Genomic DNA, 14,356 nt, shown 5'->3' with positions numbered 1-14,356 from the left:
CCCGGCGTGAAGAAGGGATGCCGGGCAGGCATCTGACTTCCCTACGCTGGCATTATCCAGATCAGGTGGTACGGGTATTTCTCAGCCTTCACAAAGAAGGGCACCCCGAGTCATTTAAAACAAATTCAACTATATGCGATTAATGCTCTCATTAATCCCTGTTCAGGAGCATGCCAGCGGGAAGACAAAGACACAACCCTTTTAAAAATGGCATCTGCCCCTCATCACAACCCACACGGGCGCGACCATATTACGACGGTTTCACCGGCTAATCGGCTTTTCAACAAGCAGGTGCAAGCCATGAAAATTTAATGATTTCATAACGGTCATGAACACAACATCGATACCTTCAGGCAGTCTGACTCGTTGATTTTTATGGTTACTAAAATCACAGGTATCTTTCTCTACGCCGTAAAGAACGTTTTTTTAATGCTTGCTTATCAATCAGTTGCCGCCCCATAACGACCATAACATTCAAAGAGAAAAGGAGAAGGAAGATGGCATCACCGCCAGGCATCGGCCCTATAAGTAGACGGCAGATCCTACAAAACAATATGAGAGAAGCACGCAGTCACGGCTACGGACGTAACGCCGCACTGCCGCAAACTTATTTATGGTTTTATCAGAAGGTGCGCATTAATGCGGCCCATTGGCTGTTAACTGTGTTGCTGGTCATCTTCGCCTGGCTGAGTTATCAGCCAGATCCGCGAGCAGGCGACACGCTTCAGAGCGTGCGCCTTATCGCCCCGGGCACATGGCTACACCACGCAGAACAGCGAAGGCGGAGCCACCGCCCCGACCGTACACCGGTATTACCTACGCAATGCCGATGGAGCTAGCGTGCAGCAGCTTTACGGCGACTTTTCATTTCTGACTGGCAGCGGCTCCCTATCGGCGATCGCCGTTGACGGTGCCACGGTTCGGATCGATTACAGCAGCAGGGTATACAGCATTGAACAGCACGCAGGCCGCTACTTTTTAACGTACAGCCTACGGGAAATTTAAGCGCGCCAGATCTGGCTCCGAACCTAAAAAGGTGGGGCTTTTTTTATTTTTGAAAATTATTCGGGTATACAACGGCGGAAAATCCCGTCGTTACTGACGTGGGTATCTTACAGATCGGGTAATACAGGTATTTCTCAGTCTTAACAAGGAAGGGCACCCCGAATCAGTTGAATCTGATTCAACGTTTCCGTCGTCTCAGGAGTCCATCTCTATTCTGCTTACCTGCTCTGCCCCAGCCAGGCAGACGGGGCTCTCGCAGTATGTAGCGAACCGTGGTTGATAAAAGAAATATGGGCAGGAAAAGAATACGGTTATGGGGTCAGTGTCAATACAATATCCGAAACGGATTTTTATAGATCTATCCTGATGTTCCCGGTTATCAATTATGTGAATTAAAGATGAATCAGTTAAATTTTTTAATTAATTACTCTGCTAATAAAATGGATGCTGTATAACCCCAATCTGGTTGATCCTGTTTTCATTTACTACTGTAAAAAGCCCGCAACTCTCGAGTGAACCCCCGTCTTCTGGGTAATTCACTCGGCGGGCTTATACTTTATTTATACACTGGTATTGCTTTTTTAGTTAATTTGCGTTTTTTTGAATATTTTCTTTTTATTATATTCAACAATGCTTCTTTTCGTTAAATGATAAGAAGTCGATAAAATAAACCCTATCATTAACGCTAATACAATGAATATACCTTTTTTATATTTATTACTGACATCACCTTTACTGATAAATATAAAATCCTTTTCCTTCGAATAGTCCAGCTTTGTAATAAAGGCTATTTTTGTATATAGTTCAGTACCATTCATCTCGTTGTTTTTATTATCATCAATTATTCTTTTATACGCTTGATAATCCTGAGTATACCAGGCGCTGATTTTTTGATATATCGTTTTAATTGCAGCATCAGCGATCGGTTTTTCTGAAGTCTTGCCTCTCCAGGTGAGATTAATTACTTTTGTTCTTTCATTTGACTGAATAGTAAATTCGTCACTATTGCCTTTGATAATAGATTCAATGAAATTCGATTTGCAATCAAAATCAGTATCACAATTAATAATCATACTGGGAGCATCACTGTTTATTTTTACTTCATAGTTTATATTTACTTCATCTTTTTCCACCCACAAAAAAACAATTGCTAAAATCAGCGCTACCGCCATTGAGAAAATGATGCTTTTACTTTTCTTTTTTATAAAGAAAAGCAACTCCAGTAAATCTATCTCTGTCGTTTCATTTTTCATTTTTAAATCACCACATTAATCAACAAGTATGTTAAACAAACAAAAGTCACTGCTAAAACACCGAAGAACAACTTGGCTGGAATCGTATATTTCATTTTGTTATGTGATAGGTAAAAGGATAGTCTACTGCTTATCAAAGCATAGGAAAACTCCTAATTTTGATTGTTTCGCACTTTTTTCCTGCAGTCTGATTTTTGCTTAACCCAGCCCAACCTAACCAACCTCCGCTTCCTTTCAGCGCCTCGCGTTGCTGGAACCGGAGCGCAAAATCACCCTCAAAGATAACGCGACCATAAAAAGAAAGGCAGGCCGAAGCCTGCCTGTCACCGTTTGTCATTAGTTAAGTTTGAAGACAGCCACAGCCTGTTTAAGTCATTGCGACTGCTCTTTCAGCGAATGTGCAGCGGCAGAGGCTTCCTCAACGAGTGCGGCGTTCTGCCGGGTAACGGAATCCATTTGCGCGACAGCAATATTGATCTGCTCAATACCGCGGCTTTGCTCATTGGTGGAGAACTCAATCTCCGACATCAGTTCGGACACCTGTTTAGCGGAAGCGATAATGCGCTTCATGCTTTCGCCCGCTCGCTCCACCCTTTCGCTGCCAGGTTGAACCTGAGCCGGACTGCTCAATCAACTCTTTAATCTCTTTCGCAGCAACCGACGAGCGCTGCGCCAGATTGCGGACTTCGCTGGCGAGTTGGCAATACTTCCCTATAACGCTCATTCGCCATTGAGATCGATTTCGTCCAGTTACGCCCTTTTTCGTCTTTGTACATAGCCCAGGCATCAGAAAGGGTTAACACCTTTTCCGGCTCGACTGGTGCTGCCGGCTCAACGTTAGCAGCGGGTTCATCAATCGGCTGATGAGGTAGCGGCAAAACTTTCACAGCCCTCCGTTCTGACACAATCAGGTTTGAAATAAACGCATCGAACATCGAGAGCGGTGTAGCTAATGATTTAACAAAAGGAATGTGTGGCGTAACGCCAATCATCAAAGCAGATGCTTCACGGAAGCTATCCGTGAGTCGTGATTTTTATACATCCTGCCGTTTGAAAGCCGGATTTGCAGAGAGTAGTTGCCGTTTCGCTGAAATGTGTATGGAAGATTTCTGTACCCCATGATTGCGCCCTTTTTGTACCTCAAGTGCATTACGCACTAACAAAAAGAGAGTCAATTTCATGAGAAGGAAGCCGAATTTCGGCCCCACTATGCTGGCATTATCAAGATCAGGTAATACGGGTTTTTCTCAGCCTTCACAAAGAAGGTCACCCCGAGTCATTTAAAAATCAATACGTTGCGGTTAGCGGTTTCGTAACCCCTCTCAGGAGAATGCGCGCGCCGGGTATTGTAAACCAGCCTTCCGGCAAAAGCGCCGCGCGCGCAACCCCTGCAAAGTAAAGTGTACGGGCAACTATTTGAATTCATAACGAACGCCAAACGTCGCTTGCGTACTGCTATAGCCTTTGCCGCCGCGTTGATAGCCGATGTTGCCCCACAGATGCAGTTGCGTGTTCAACCTGCCAGTCATGCCGATTTTCACTTCGCCGACATTCTCCGCACCCGCCTGGCTGATGGTTTCGCCGTCCATACGCGTGGCGAAACGCTGCGAATTGTGGATCCAGTTGGCTTCGATAAACGGCGCTAACGCCCGCCCGTTGCCATTATCCCGGCCACCATCCCTGTTGAGCCAACTGCGGATCCCAAGCCGCGTTTGTAGCGCGTTACTTCCATCGTCGCTAACGCGCGTGCCGTTTGCTTCGCGGTGATCTTCCGCGTCTACGCCCATCCAGATAGCCTGCGCCTGCGGCTGAATGTACCAGCTTGTCGGCGAACCGTCGCTGCCGGAAAACGCAGCGGCTTTCCAGTTCCAGGCGGTTTCAACGGAGGCACTGACACCTTTGGCGTGATACGCCTCGGCAGAGAGTTCCTCACCGCTGACTGAATTCGTGAACCAGCTGTATTGCGCCCAACTCCCTACATACAACCCGGTTTTATTTACACCGTCGGCATACCATGCGCCGTATGCGCCAGCCGTGTAGCCATTTACCTGACCGTCAGCATCGTAACCGCTGATGCCCGAGTGCGTTTTGCTGTGGTGGTTTCCGTACCCGGCCATGACTCCCGCGTGCCCGCGCCCCTGGCGGCTGTCGCTCCACTGCACCAGATCGCCGCCCAGCATCACCACATACTGAGTCGAGTCGGTTTTCAATTGTCCGCTGTCGTCGCGCGAGCGGTGACGCGTTCCCGCCTGATGCATCCACATGCTGCTTTCTGCGGTATCGCCCTGCGGTGCGTTATCGGCCGGGTTTTCGCCAGCGCTCTCCTGCAAACGGAAGGCAAACATGCGGTTGGCTGCCGCCAGATTTTCCGTGTAGGTTCCCCCTTCCGGCCGGTAAACCGGCTTAGTGACGTGTGGTGGTGTCAAATCAGGCTGCTCAGACGGCGGCTGATCGGGGTCGCCCGGTGGATCTTCGGGGTCAATCGGTGGATCTTGAGGGTCCTCCGGATCAGGCGGCACGTCTTCTGGCATCTGATTGCTTAAATACCAGTGCGCATAATCCTGCCCATTGCCACGCATCAGCATATAGTCATACGCGCCCGCGACAATTCGCCCCTGCTGGGTAAATCGCCCGGCAGAACGTCCGTTAACATGGATGAGCTGGATCCCGTTCAGCGTAGGCAAGCCCGTGCCGCCAACATTGTTAACGCTGACCTTAGTCGTACCGCTGGTATCGCCTTCCACCCGCAGCGTTTCCGTTGCGGAGTTGTCATCCGCCAGAACGGTGTTGAAATTAATCAAACCGTTGCTCCCCTGGTAATCCCCCTTCACCACCAGTTGATTACCCGGTACTTTGCCGCTGTTTGCCGCACCTATCTGAACCGTGCCGCTGTTATTCAGGTTGCCGTTAATGGTAAGCACATCACCGACCGCGCGTGCAGCCCGGTTCGTCGTTCCGCTCCCGATAGACAGGGTGCCAGCGTTAGTCACATCACCTGCTACCGCGCCGTTGCCGATAAGTGACGCGTTTTTATAGATAGTGACGTGCGATGACGCCAGCGTGAACGGCTCCTCGGGTGAACCGAACTGCAAGCCGCCGCTTCGGATATGGGTCTCTCCTGTATAGAGCGCGGCAGCCTGCGAGAGTGTGAGCAGGCCGAAGCCGCCTTTTTCCAGCCCCCCGGAACCGGTCACGCTGTTTTGCACGGTCCAGTCACTGTCAGTCACCAGCCGAAGCGTTCCGTCATCGATTATCGACGCGAAACTCAGTTGGTCTCCCGTATTAACCGTAAGCTGGCTGCCATCACCAATCTCAACCGTACCGTCAAAATGGCTGTTGTCAGCGGTAAACTGGATATCACTGTCGTTCAGAACAACAATTCCACTATTGGAGAGCGGGTTTTCAAACCGGCCGGAGGTACTGTTAAATTTGAGAAAACCGCTGGTGTCGATGCCCGACGTCCCCAGCCCCCGCGTGTTATCGAGGGTAACGGATGCGCCCGATTCTATGGTGATATCGGCGCTGAGCGTGGTGTTTTCACCATAGATAGCCGTCTGCCCGCCAATGAAATTTAATGCGCCGCTGCCGGTGAGCGCACCGGCGATCTCACTGCTGTCGGTCATCGTCAGGCTGCCGCCAGCAAGATCGATTATCGATCCCTGCAGGCTCTCCACCGCGCCCAGGGTTTGCTGATAGCCATGAATATCCAGCACCGTTGCAGAAGCCATATCGACCAACGAGGTGTTGCCCAGGGTTTGATCGTTAGCTAACTGCAACTCACCGGCAATAATCCGCGTTACGCCGGTGTAGTCGTTATCCTGATTGGATAATGAAACCGTCGTGTCGGTATTGATGTTCAAGTCACCGCTTCCACTGATTTTCGCGCTCAAATCGGCGGCGTTACCGCTGTTACCTTCAGCGCTCAATGTCAGGGCATCATTGCCCTGACCCAGCAGTTCAAGTTCTGTCAGCCCGTAATTGATATACATACCATCCGCGCTGCTCCCGCTGGTAAGACGGTAGTCATAGTGCCCTTTCGCCACGGTCTGGCCATTTTGCGTCACGTCGTGCTCCGTTTCTGCGGACACAGGCTGGCCATTTTCATCGACGAGCAGCAAATTACCGCCAGCGCCGGCCACGGTTTGCTGGCTTTCCAGCAACTGGTATTCGATGCCCGCTTCATCCTGTTGCATGAGCGGTTTGCTGGTATCCGGCGAGTGCGACATATTTTGCAAGCTGCTGCTGTTGCTGATCTGAATAGTGCCCCGTCCGGACACATCCACATTTCCGCTCGCCTCAACTAAAGGCAGGGAATTGATATCGCCAAATACCATTGTGCCGCCGTTGAACGCCAGACCACCAATGGACTGGGTGCCCGGGCCGACGGTAGTCGTGTTGCCGTTTTCAACATGCAGTGTGGCCTGAGTGAGTGCGCTGGTATTGAACCCATCCAGCGAAAAATCATTATTTCTGAGATAGACATCGCCGGAAAAATCACGCCCCACATCAGCGGTAAAATTAAACGAGTTATGATTATTATCGACGATAAAGTCGCCAGTGCCGGTTAGATGATTATTAAATTCGAACGCAGCGTCAGTTTGCGCAGTAAATTCCCCATTCGCAGCGACATTAATCGTCCCTGTGCCAAAGGCATTGTCGCTGGATAATAAATCCCTGCTGGTTGCTGCCTTCCCGGTGATATTCCATGTTCCGGCATACGTGTTTTTATTAATAAAAATGATCACATCGCCTGAAACCGTCGTCATACCTGTGCCGATCATTTTATTAGTGAAGGCGTAGTGATCCATTCCGGCAATTTCCAGCCCTTTCTTCGCGTCATTGGCGTCAGTATTAATTGTTATCGTATTTGATCCCAGCGCTTTCGTATGGTTAATCGTGACCAAACCGCCGCTAATTAGCGTATCACCACTATAATCAGACTCCAGACCCAGCGTAGTATGACCCGACTGATATTCAACACTGCCCTCACCCCATATTTGCATATTAAAAACATAGCCATCATTATTCGATTGCGTAGAGAAGGCATTATTAAAAATAACCTTATTATCGCCCGTCCCGCTCATAATAATGCGCGTTGCATCAACATGGTTTTGCTCATTAGTTAGCGCATTACCAATATAAAGGGTGTTATTGGCGCCAGATACACTGTTAAGCGTAATGTTATTTTCCACATCCACCCAGGCATTATTACCGAGTACCGTTTGCATATTATTCCCGGCAGCCGAGGCATTGAGATTGATATTCCCGCCAATAACGACGTGGTGCGCGGAAGAACCGCCATGTATTTGCAACGCCGTGTCGCCGGTATGAGTACCATTAAGGTTCATATCGCCTTTAACATGCACGTCCGCATTGCTAATTAATGCATTATTCGCCACCGCATTGATGTCATAAAGGGTGCTCTCATTAGAGAGCGTAAAATCGCCGCCAACATTCACGGTTGCGCCATCGGCAATATGCAACCCCATGACACCGCCAGCGAGATTGGCGGTGAGATTATCGCCCACATTGAGAATCGCGGAACCGCTGATCGATAACCCGCCACTCGCCGCGCTACCACCGGGCAGAATTGACATATCATGCGCCACCGTGGTCGTGCCGCCGGTCTGGACGTACTGGCTTGTTTCAGACTGCAGGTTGATGCTGTTAGCCACGATTGCCGACTGCGCATCATAAATATTAATAGCGGTTGACGTACCAGCACCGGTGTCTGTCGCAAGGTTGCCAAAGGTGAGTGTGCCGCCCTCGCCATTTGTCGTTACGGGGGCACCACCGATTTGTGCCCCGCCGATCTGAATGTTTGACTGGCCTTTCAACAGCAGATCGCCTGCGCTATTAAGGGAGCCGCCATGTAACCATAAATAAGCGCTGCCCATCGCTACTGCATACGGACCTGCGCTGTTAGTGACATTGACGGTACCGGCTCCAGCGGTTATTTCCAGGCCGCTATTCGGAGCGAACGTGAGCCCATCATTAATATCGTTAACTGGCTTATCGTAAAGTGTATTTTGCGTAATGTTTACGGCCACAGCAGCTGGCATGCCGGTAAAAAACATTAACACCGGAAAGGTGACTCTGACCGCGCAGGCAAGCCGTGAAAGCGTGGTTTTTATATTCGGAAGGCTAGTTAAATCAGATGAGTGATAGGGCGCCATGCCTGGTTGCGACATTGCCGACAATTGCCGCGCTAGCTGCCCTGAATGAGGTTTAACAATCCTTTCCATATCTCACTTCCTTATATTTAAAAATAAGCGTTCCTGTAATCTATTCCGATAAAATACGGCAGTGCCCACTGCTTATGCAGACGCACCGCAACACCAACTGAACAACTCGCGCACAGTCGTGAAAGATAAATTAATGGAACACGTAAAATAAAATGCTATTACACAGGAAATAAAGCCCGGCATTTTAAATATATCCAACTTACCGTTACCGCTAAAACCACAGTTATTTTTCAGTTAAGTAAACGCTTAATTACATTTACACCAAATGTCGGTGTTAACCCTCCGGCAAGCATTATCTTAACAGTAAACCGCTGAACAGATACCAGACAATAGCATTTTTTATTGGCCGTTTATTTCGCTCAATGAAGTGAGAAATATTAACAAGTTGCCTGTTATTTTTGTGTTAATTAATAAAATTAAAAATCCGAAAATAAATACAGTCGCAGGGCAAGCCCGAATATAAACATGGCTGAAACACGGAATAATGGATTGAAAAGTGAATCAGTGCGGCGATGTCACCCGGCACCGATGCCGGATGACATTAACGCTCGATCATTTCCACAACTTGTGCGCAATGGCTTGCAGCTGCTGGGCGATCGCTTGCAGGTTAGTGTCCTGCGCCTGCAGTGCCCCCGTCGAGTGGCGCACAATGAGCCGTGCGGGCAGTACCGAAGAGCTGCGAGTGGCATCGCCGTGACCGCTGTCGAGTAGCCGCCGAACCGCTTCCTTACCCTGTAAATCGAGATCCAGCGAGACGGTGGTCAGCGCCGGATAAAAGAACGAGCTTTCGTAGGTGTCATCATAACCGATGACCGATTTCTCACCGGGGATCGCCACCTGGTGCTGATGAAACGCGCTTAATACGCCCAGCGCCATCTGGTCGTTGCCGACCAACACGGCGGTAAAGTTTGGCGTTTCGCGCAACATCTGTAGCGCACCGGCATAACCACTTTGCGCATCCCAGTTCCCGTGAAACACCATCACCGGTTTCAGGCCATAGCCGTTAAGGGTTTCGATCCAGCTTTTCAGGCGCAGCTTCGCGGAGACAGAACTCTCCGGCCCGGCCAGTAAGGCAATCTCCCGATGCCCCAAATCGTACAGATGTTTGACGCTGGCACGGGTTCCGTCTGCCGGGTTAAACGAAACGTTAAACACTGAACTGTAAGGATCAACATCGAGAAACAGGCAGACGATATCATCGTTGTCAGACGCGATACGCTGGGCCTGTTCGGTCTCCAGCGGCACGTTGATGATCACTTTATCGACAAGTTGTGATTTCAGTTCATTGATAGCCGCCTGGATATCATGGTTGACGTTCTCATCGATCATCGAGATCAGCACCTGGTAACCATCAAGGTTGGCGTAGCGTTTTACCGCCGCCGCCACCTGCGATGGTGCGTGCAGCGCCAGCGAAGTGGTTACCAGCCCAATGGTCTGGCTCTGCTTACCGACCAGCTGTTGAGCCAGCCTGTTGGGTACGTAGCGCAATAACTCTATGGATTTCTCAACCTTGAGACGCGTGGCTTCGGATACATTGGCAGATTTGTTGAGTACCCTGGACACGGTCTGATAGGAGACACCCGCATGGCGGGCAACGTCTTCTAACGTCGCACTTTTAGACTTCATGGTCCGGTTCCTTATGTTGTTATGCGCCGATTGTAACAGGGGCCATCTAAAAAAACGCTCACCACACTTTTCCTCGTCTCTTTTTTGCCAAATAAGTATCACGCTCACAATAGCGAACATTGTGAAGGAATTCGCTACCTGTAACAAAAAACGCTGATTTATTTGCACTTAATCACACATTCGCGATCGTTAGTTTGCCTGTTTTTACATTTAGGCATTTTATGACAGCGTTTATGTGAACGTAATACAAAACAATAAGAGGAATGATATGAACACTACGCTACGCACTCTCACACTTGCGTTAGCCGCTGCGCTGACTTCACCATCTATCCTGGCCGCCTCATCTGTGCCTATCGACTTCCACGGTTACCTGCGCGGTGGCGTAGGCGTGTCGGGCGATGGCGGACAGGTGGAGTGGCAGAAAAACAAGATCGGCCGTCTCGGTAACGAATCCGATACCTACGGGGAAGTTGAACTGGGCTCGGAAGTGTATAAAAAAGACGACGTGAGCTTTTACCTCGACACCATGGTCAGCATGGTGTCCGACGGCTCCAATGACAACGAAACCACCATTGGCGATGACGCGCAATTTGGTTTGCGTCAGTTAAACCTGCAAATCAAAGGGCTTATCCCTAACGATCCCAACGCGGTGATCTGGGGCGGTAAACGCTACTACCAGCGCCACGATCTGCACATTATCGACACCAAATACTGGAACATTTCCGGTTCCGGCGCGGGTATTGAAAACTACACCGTAGGCCCGGGCGCGGTGTCTGTGGCGTGGATCCGTGGCGACGCCAACGATGTTGATTACCGCGTGGATAACGATAACGACGTTAACATCAACTATATCGACCTGCGTTATGCGGGCTGGAAACCGTGGTCAGGCGCGTGGACCGAGTTCGGCATTGACTACGCTATGCCAAACCCGACCAAAAAACAGAAAGCGTATGGCGGCCTGTATGATGCCGATGATGGCGTGATGGTGACTGGTGAAATCAGCCAGGATATGTTTGGCGGCTACAACAAGCTGGTGCTGCAATACGCCAACAAAGGGCTGGCGCAGAACATGGTGTCGCAGGGCGGCGGCTGGTACGACATGTGGCACGACGTTAATGACGCCAGCGGCTATCGCGTGATTAACACCGGTCTTATTCCGATTACCGATAAGTTCTCGCTGAACCACGTACTGACCTACGGTTCTGCCAACGACATCACCGAATACACCGACAAAACGCGCCTGGTTTCGCTGGTTGGCCGTGCTCAATATCAGCTCACCAATTATGTGCGCCTGATTGGTGAAGTCGGCGGTTTCTACCAGAAAGATGATTATAAAAACGGCACCCACTACAAACAGAGCGGTGAGAAATACACTTTCGCTGTCGGTCTGGCGGATGGCCCGGAATTTATGTCGCGTCCTGAGTTACGCCTTTTCGCCTCTTATTTAAATGATTCTGAAGACGGGAAATCATTTGAAGATGGCACGAAAAATAACACCTGGAATTTCGGTGTTCAGGTTGAAGCCTGGTGGTAATAGACTTCAACCTTCACATTATCTGTTTGTTGGCTGTATTTGTTTACTGTGGCGATTTATTTCAAAACGCCAATACCGGGAAACTATTTTGTCGCAATAAGATAATGCATCATGTTGTATGTATTAACGAGTAACATCATTATTTACGTCATCTCCGCAAACTGAGCAAAGTTGCCACTGTTTTATTTCGGGATACCCTCGCAGGTATCCCTTTTTTTATTTATTAGCGAGAAGAGAAATGTTCATCAAGCAATTTACGCAGTGCGTCAGATTGTTTACCAAAAATAGCGTGAACTTCTTGTCCAAGAATAATCACGCCTAACGCCCCTTCGTTTTGCAGCGCCTGAGAATCGACAGCAGCCAGATCGTTTACCGTGACGCGTAAACGGGTTAAACAGGCATCCACATGCGCAATATTCTGTGCTCCGCCAAAGGCTTGCGCCAGCCGCTGGATTTTCTGCAACTCTCCCTCACTCATCGGCGTTGCGGTCGCATTTTTCGGTTCAGAAAAGTAATGCAGGAAGGATTTAAGGCTCACCATAATAGTCTCCTGATAATCAGCAGATAAAAAAACGCCTGCCCGAATGGGCAGGCGCGGAAGGTTCACTTACGCGTTACGGCTTACAACCCGGCAATCCCAGGGAGCCAGCGACAGCGCACCGCTGACCGACGAACCGGATAAACAATCCTGATAGCCGCCAGGCAGCGTTACCGTCTGCTGCTGGGCGCTAAAGTTCTGAATAAAGACAAAGGTGCTTTCGCCATCCGTACGCGCCGTGGCAACGACGCCCGGCGGCAAATCGTGTTGCAGCGCGCGCGGCAACGCCAGCTCATCAATAATGTTGGCAAAGAAATCACGCTGGAAGGCGAGATCGTTGCGTGAGGCAACGTGCCAGGCCTTGCCTTTACCGACATGATTGACCGTCACGGCAGGTCGCCCGGCGTAGAAATCATCCCGGTAGGTTGCCAGCGCCTGCGCGCTCTCGGTGTGGATCAACTCACACAGATGGCGCACCTGATACGGCCCTTGTAACCCGGCCTCGTTACCCGCCAGCCCCTGCACCAGGTTGCGCTCGTTATCGTCCAGACAATCAATCTCTTCTGCCCAGATACCGAGCAATTTGCGCAGCGGCCCCGGGAAACCGCCGAGGTAACAGAGATCGCTTTCATTGACCACGCCGCTCCAGTAGGAGGTCACCAGATGACCGCCCGCCGTGACAAACGCCTCTGCGCGCGCGGCAAAACCGTCGCGCACCATATAGAGCATCGGCGCAATCACCAACTGGTAACGGCTGAGATCGGCATCGGCATTGATCACGTCAACGGCAATGCCTTTTTCCCAGAACGGTCGATAGTGCTCGTTAACGGTTTTTTCATACTCCAGCCCTTTATTGCGCGGCCCTTCGGCGTCATCCAGCGCCCAGCGGTTCTGCTGATCGAAAATAATCGCCACGCGGGCATCGGTACGGCACCCCATAACCGGCGTAAGTTTGCTGAGTATGTCGCCCATGGCACACACTTCGCGTCCCACGCGCGTATCCAGATGCCCGACGTGATCGATAACCGCGCCGTGGAACTTCTCGACCGACCCGCGACTTTTACGCCACTGGAAGTACTGCACCGAATCGGCACCGTGCGCCACCGCCTGCAGCGAGGAGAGAATGTGCATTCCCGGCTTTTTCAGCTTGCTGGTCGGCTGCCAGTTGGTGACGCTCGGCGTGGATTCCATCAGCACAAACGGTTTCCCGCCTTTCAGGGTGCGCATCATGTCGTGATACATGGCGGTGTAGCAGGCCAGCGCCGTTTCATCTTTATCCCGGTGCCACATTGGGTAGCTATCCCAGGAGATAAAATCGATCGCTTCGGCAAGCTGCCAGTAATCGTAATCGTAGAAATACTCCATAAAGTTGGTGGTCACCGGCAGTTGTGCGTTGGCGGCTTTCAGCGGAGCCACTTCATGACGGCAAAAATCGGTGACCTGCGCGGTGTTAAAACGCCGCCAGTCGAGGTTCAGCCCGTGAATGGAGACCTCCCCCTGCGGCGCTGGCGACTGGATCTGCGACCAGTCGCTGTAGGTATGGCTCCAGAAATCGCTCCACCAGGCGTGATTGAGATTTTCCAGCGTCTGATAACGTGCTTTCAGCCAGCCGCGGAATTTCTCCTGGCACAACGCGCAGTGGCATTCGCCGCCATATTCATTGGAAACATGCCAGCCCAGCACCGCCGGATGGCGCGCATAGCGCTCTGCCAGCAGCGTGTTGATTTTCAGCGTCTTTTCCCGGTACACCGGCGAGCTCATGCAGTGATTGTGCCGCCCGCCGTGCAGCGCCGGGACGCGATCGCGCCCCACCCGCAACACCTCCGGGTATTTTTGCGACATCCAGGCCGGACGCGCACCGCTTGGCGTTGCCAGAAATATATGGATACCGGCGGCATATAATTTATCGATGACCTCATCCAGCCAGGCGAAATTAAATACCCCTTCCTGCGGTTCGAGTTTCGACCAACTGAATATTCCGACGGACATCACATTGCATTTTGCCTGCTGCATCATGGCAATGTCTTTATCAATAATATCGGGATAGTTTTCCCACTGTTCCGGGTTATAGTCCGCGCCATGCAATAGCGAGACGACCTTCGGGCTTAAAGGCGCAAATTTATTCATAATGAATTCCTGAAATTTACCACACCAA

The 14,356-nt window shown here is 50.6% G+C and carries 6 protein-coding genes, 2 pseudogenes and 1 riboswitch; of the genes and pseudogenes, 1 reads left to right on the top strand and 7 read right to left on the bottom strand.

The genetic code is table 11. The annotated features are described in order from the left end of the window. Positions 1-21 precede the first annotated feature (21 nt). A riboswitch (TPP riboswitch) is annotated at positions 22-118 on the bottom strand. Positions 119-1,586: 1,468 nt separating this feature from the next. The 5 genes and pseudogenes from BN2591_RS00885 to BN2591_RS00865 all read right to left on the bottom strand — a co-directional run bounded on the left by BN2591_RS00885 (position 1,587) and on the right by BN2591_RS00865 (position 10,129). Next, the gene (locus BN2591_RS00885; protein ID WP_086868263.1) at positions 1,587-2,258 is read right to left on the bottom strand and encodes a hypothetical protein; all 672 of its coding nucleotides are present in this window, start codon (positions 2,256-2,258) and stop codon (positions 1,587-1,589) included. A gap of 372 nt (positions 2,259-2,630) precedes the next feature. Continuing rightward, positions 2,631-2,964 (bottom strand): annotated as a pseudogene (locus BN2591_RS00880) (methyl-accepting chemotaxis protein); the annotation flags it as partial. Beyond that, a pseudogene (locus tag BN2591_RS00875) lies at positions 2,960-3,378 on the bottom strand (integrase); the annotation flags it as partial. The pseudogenes BN2591_RS00880 and BN2591_RS00875, both read right to left, overlap by 5 nt. A gap of 292 nt (positions 3,379-3,670) precedes the next feature. Next, the gene (locus BN2591_RS00870) at positions 3,671-8,308 is read right to left on the bottom strand and encodes an autotransporter outer membrane beta-barrel domain-containing protein (RefSeq protein WP_244172967.1); all 4,638 of its coding nucleotides are present in this window, start codon (positions 8,306-8,308) and stop codon (positions 3,671-3,673) included. Between the two features lie 747 nt (positions 8,309-9,055). Continuing rightward, on the bottom strand, positions 9,056-10,129 hold the full coding sequence (locus BN2591_RS00865) for a LacI family DNA-binding transcriptional regulator (protein ID WP_086868262.1): 1,074 nt from the start codon (positions 10,127-10,129) through the stop codon (positions 9,056-9,058). 268 nt (positions 10,130-10,397) lie between these two features. Between BN2591_RS00865 and BN2591_RS00860 the strand changes: the two genes are divergently transcribed. Further along, a complete protein-coding gene (locus BN2591_RS00860) occupies positions 10,398-11,663 on the top strand; it encodes a maltoporin (protein WP_086868260.1) in 1,266 nt (421 codons plus the stop codon). A 223-nt stretch (positions 11,664-11,886) separates the two neighbouring features. Here the strand turns inward: BN2591_RS00860 and BN2591_RS00855 are convergent, their stop codons facing one another. Both BN2591_RS00855 and BN2591_RS00850 read right to left on the bottom strand, forming a co-directional pair. Further along, positions 11,887-12,204, bottom strand: coding sequence for a PTS sugar transporter subunit IIB (locus BN2591_RS00855; RefSeq protein WP_086868258.1), 318 nt, complete (start codon positions 12,202-12,204; stop codon positions 11,887-11,889). Between the two features lie 66 nt (positions 12,205-12,270). Next, positions 12,271-14,328: a beta-galactosidase gene (locus tag BN2591_RS00850; protein ID WP_086868257.1), complete on the bottom strand. Its 2,058-nt coding sequence runs from the start codon at positions 14,326-14,328 to the stop codon at positions 12,271-12,273. Positions 14,329-14,356 lie beyond the last annotated feature (28 nt).

The sequence above is a fragment of the Kosakonia pseudosacchari genome, from assembly GCF_900184035.1.
GTDB lineage: Bacteria > Pseudomonadota > Gammaproteobacteria > Enterobacterales > Enterobacteriaceae > Kosakonia > Kosakonia pseudosacchari.
Note: the sequence above shows the minus strand (reverse complement) of the source record. Positions and strands in the feature narration are given on the sequence as shown.

Bases quoted from the DNA above. Each gene is read 5' to 3' on its own strand.
- BN2591_RS00885 (WP_086868263.1), bottom strand. From the start codon at position 2,258: ATGAAAAATGAAACGACAGAGATAGATTTACTGGAGTTGCTTTTCTTT.
- BN2591_RS00865 (WP_086868262.1), bottom strand. From the start codon at position 10,129: ATGAAGTCTAAAAGTGCGACGTTAGAAGACGTTGCCCGCCATGCGGGT.
- BN2591_RS00860 (WP_086868260.1), top strand. From the start codon at position 10,398: ATGAACACTACGCTACGCACTCTCACACTTGCGTTAGCCGCTGCGCTG.
- BN2591_RS00855 (WP_086868258.1), bottom strand. From the start codon at position 12,204: ATGGTGAGCCTTAAATCCTTCCTGCATTACTTTTCTGAACCGAAAAAT.
- BN2591_RS00850 (WP_086868257.1), bottom strand. From the start codon at position 14,328: ATGAATAAATTTGCGCCTTTAAGCCCGAAGGTCGTCTCGCTATTGCAT.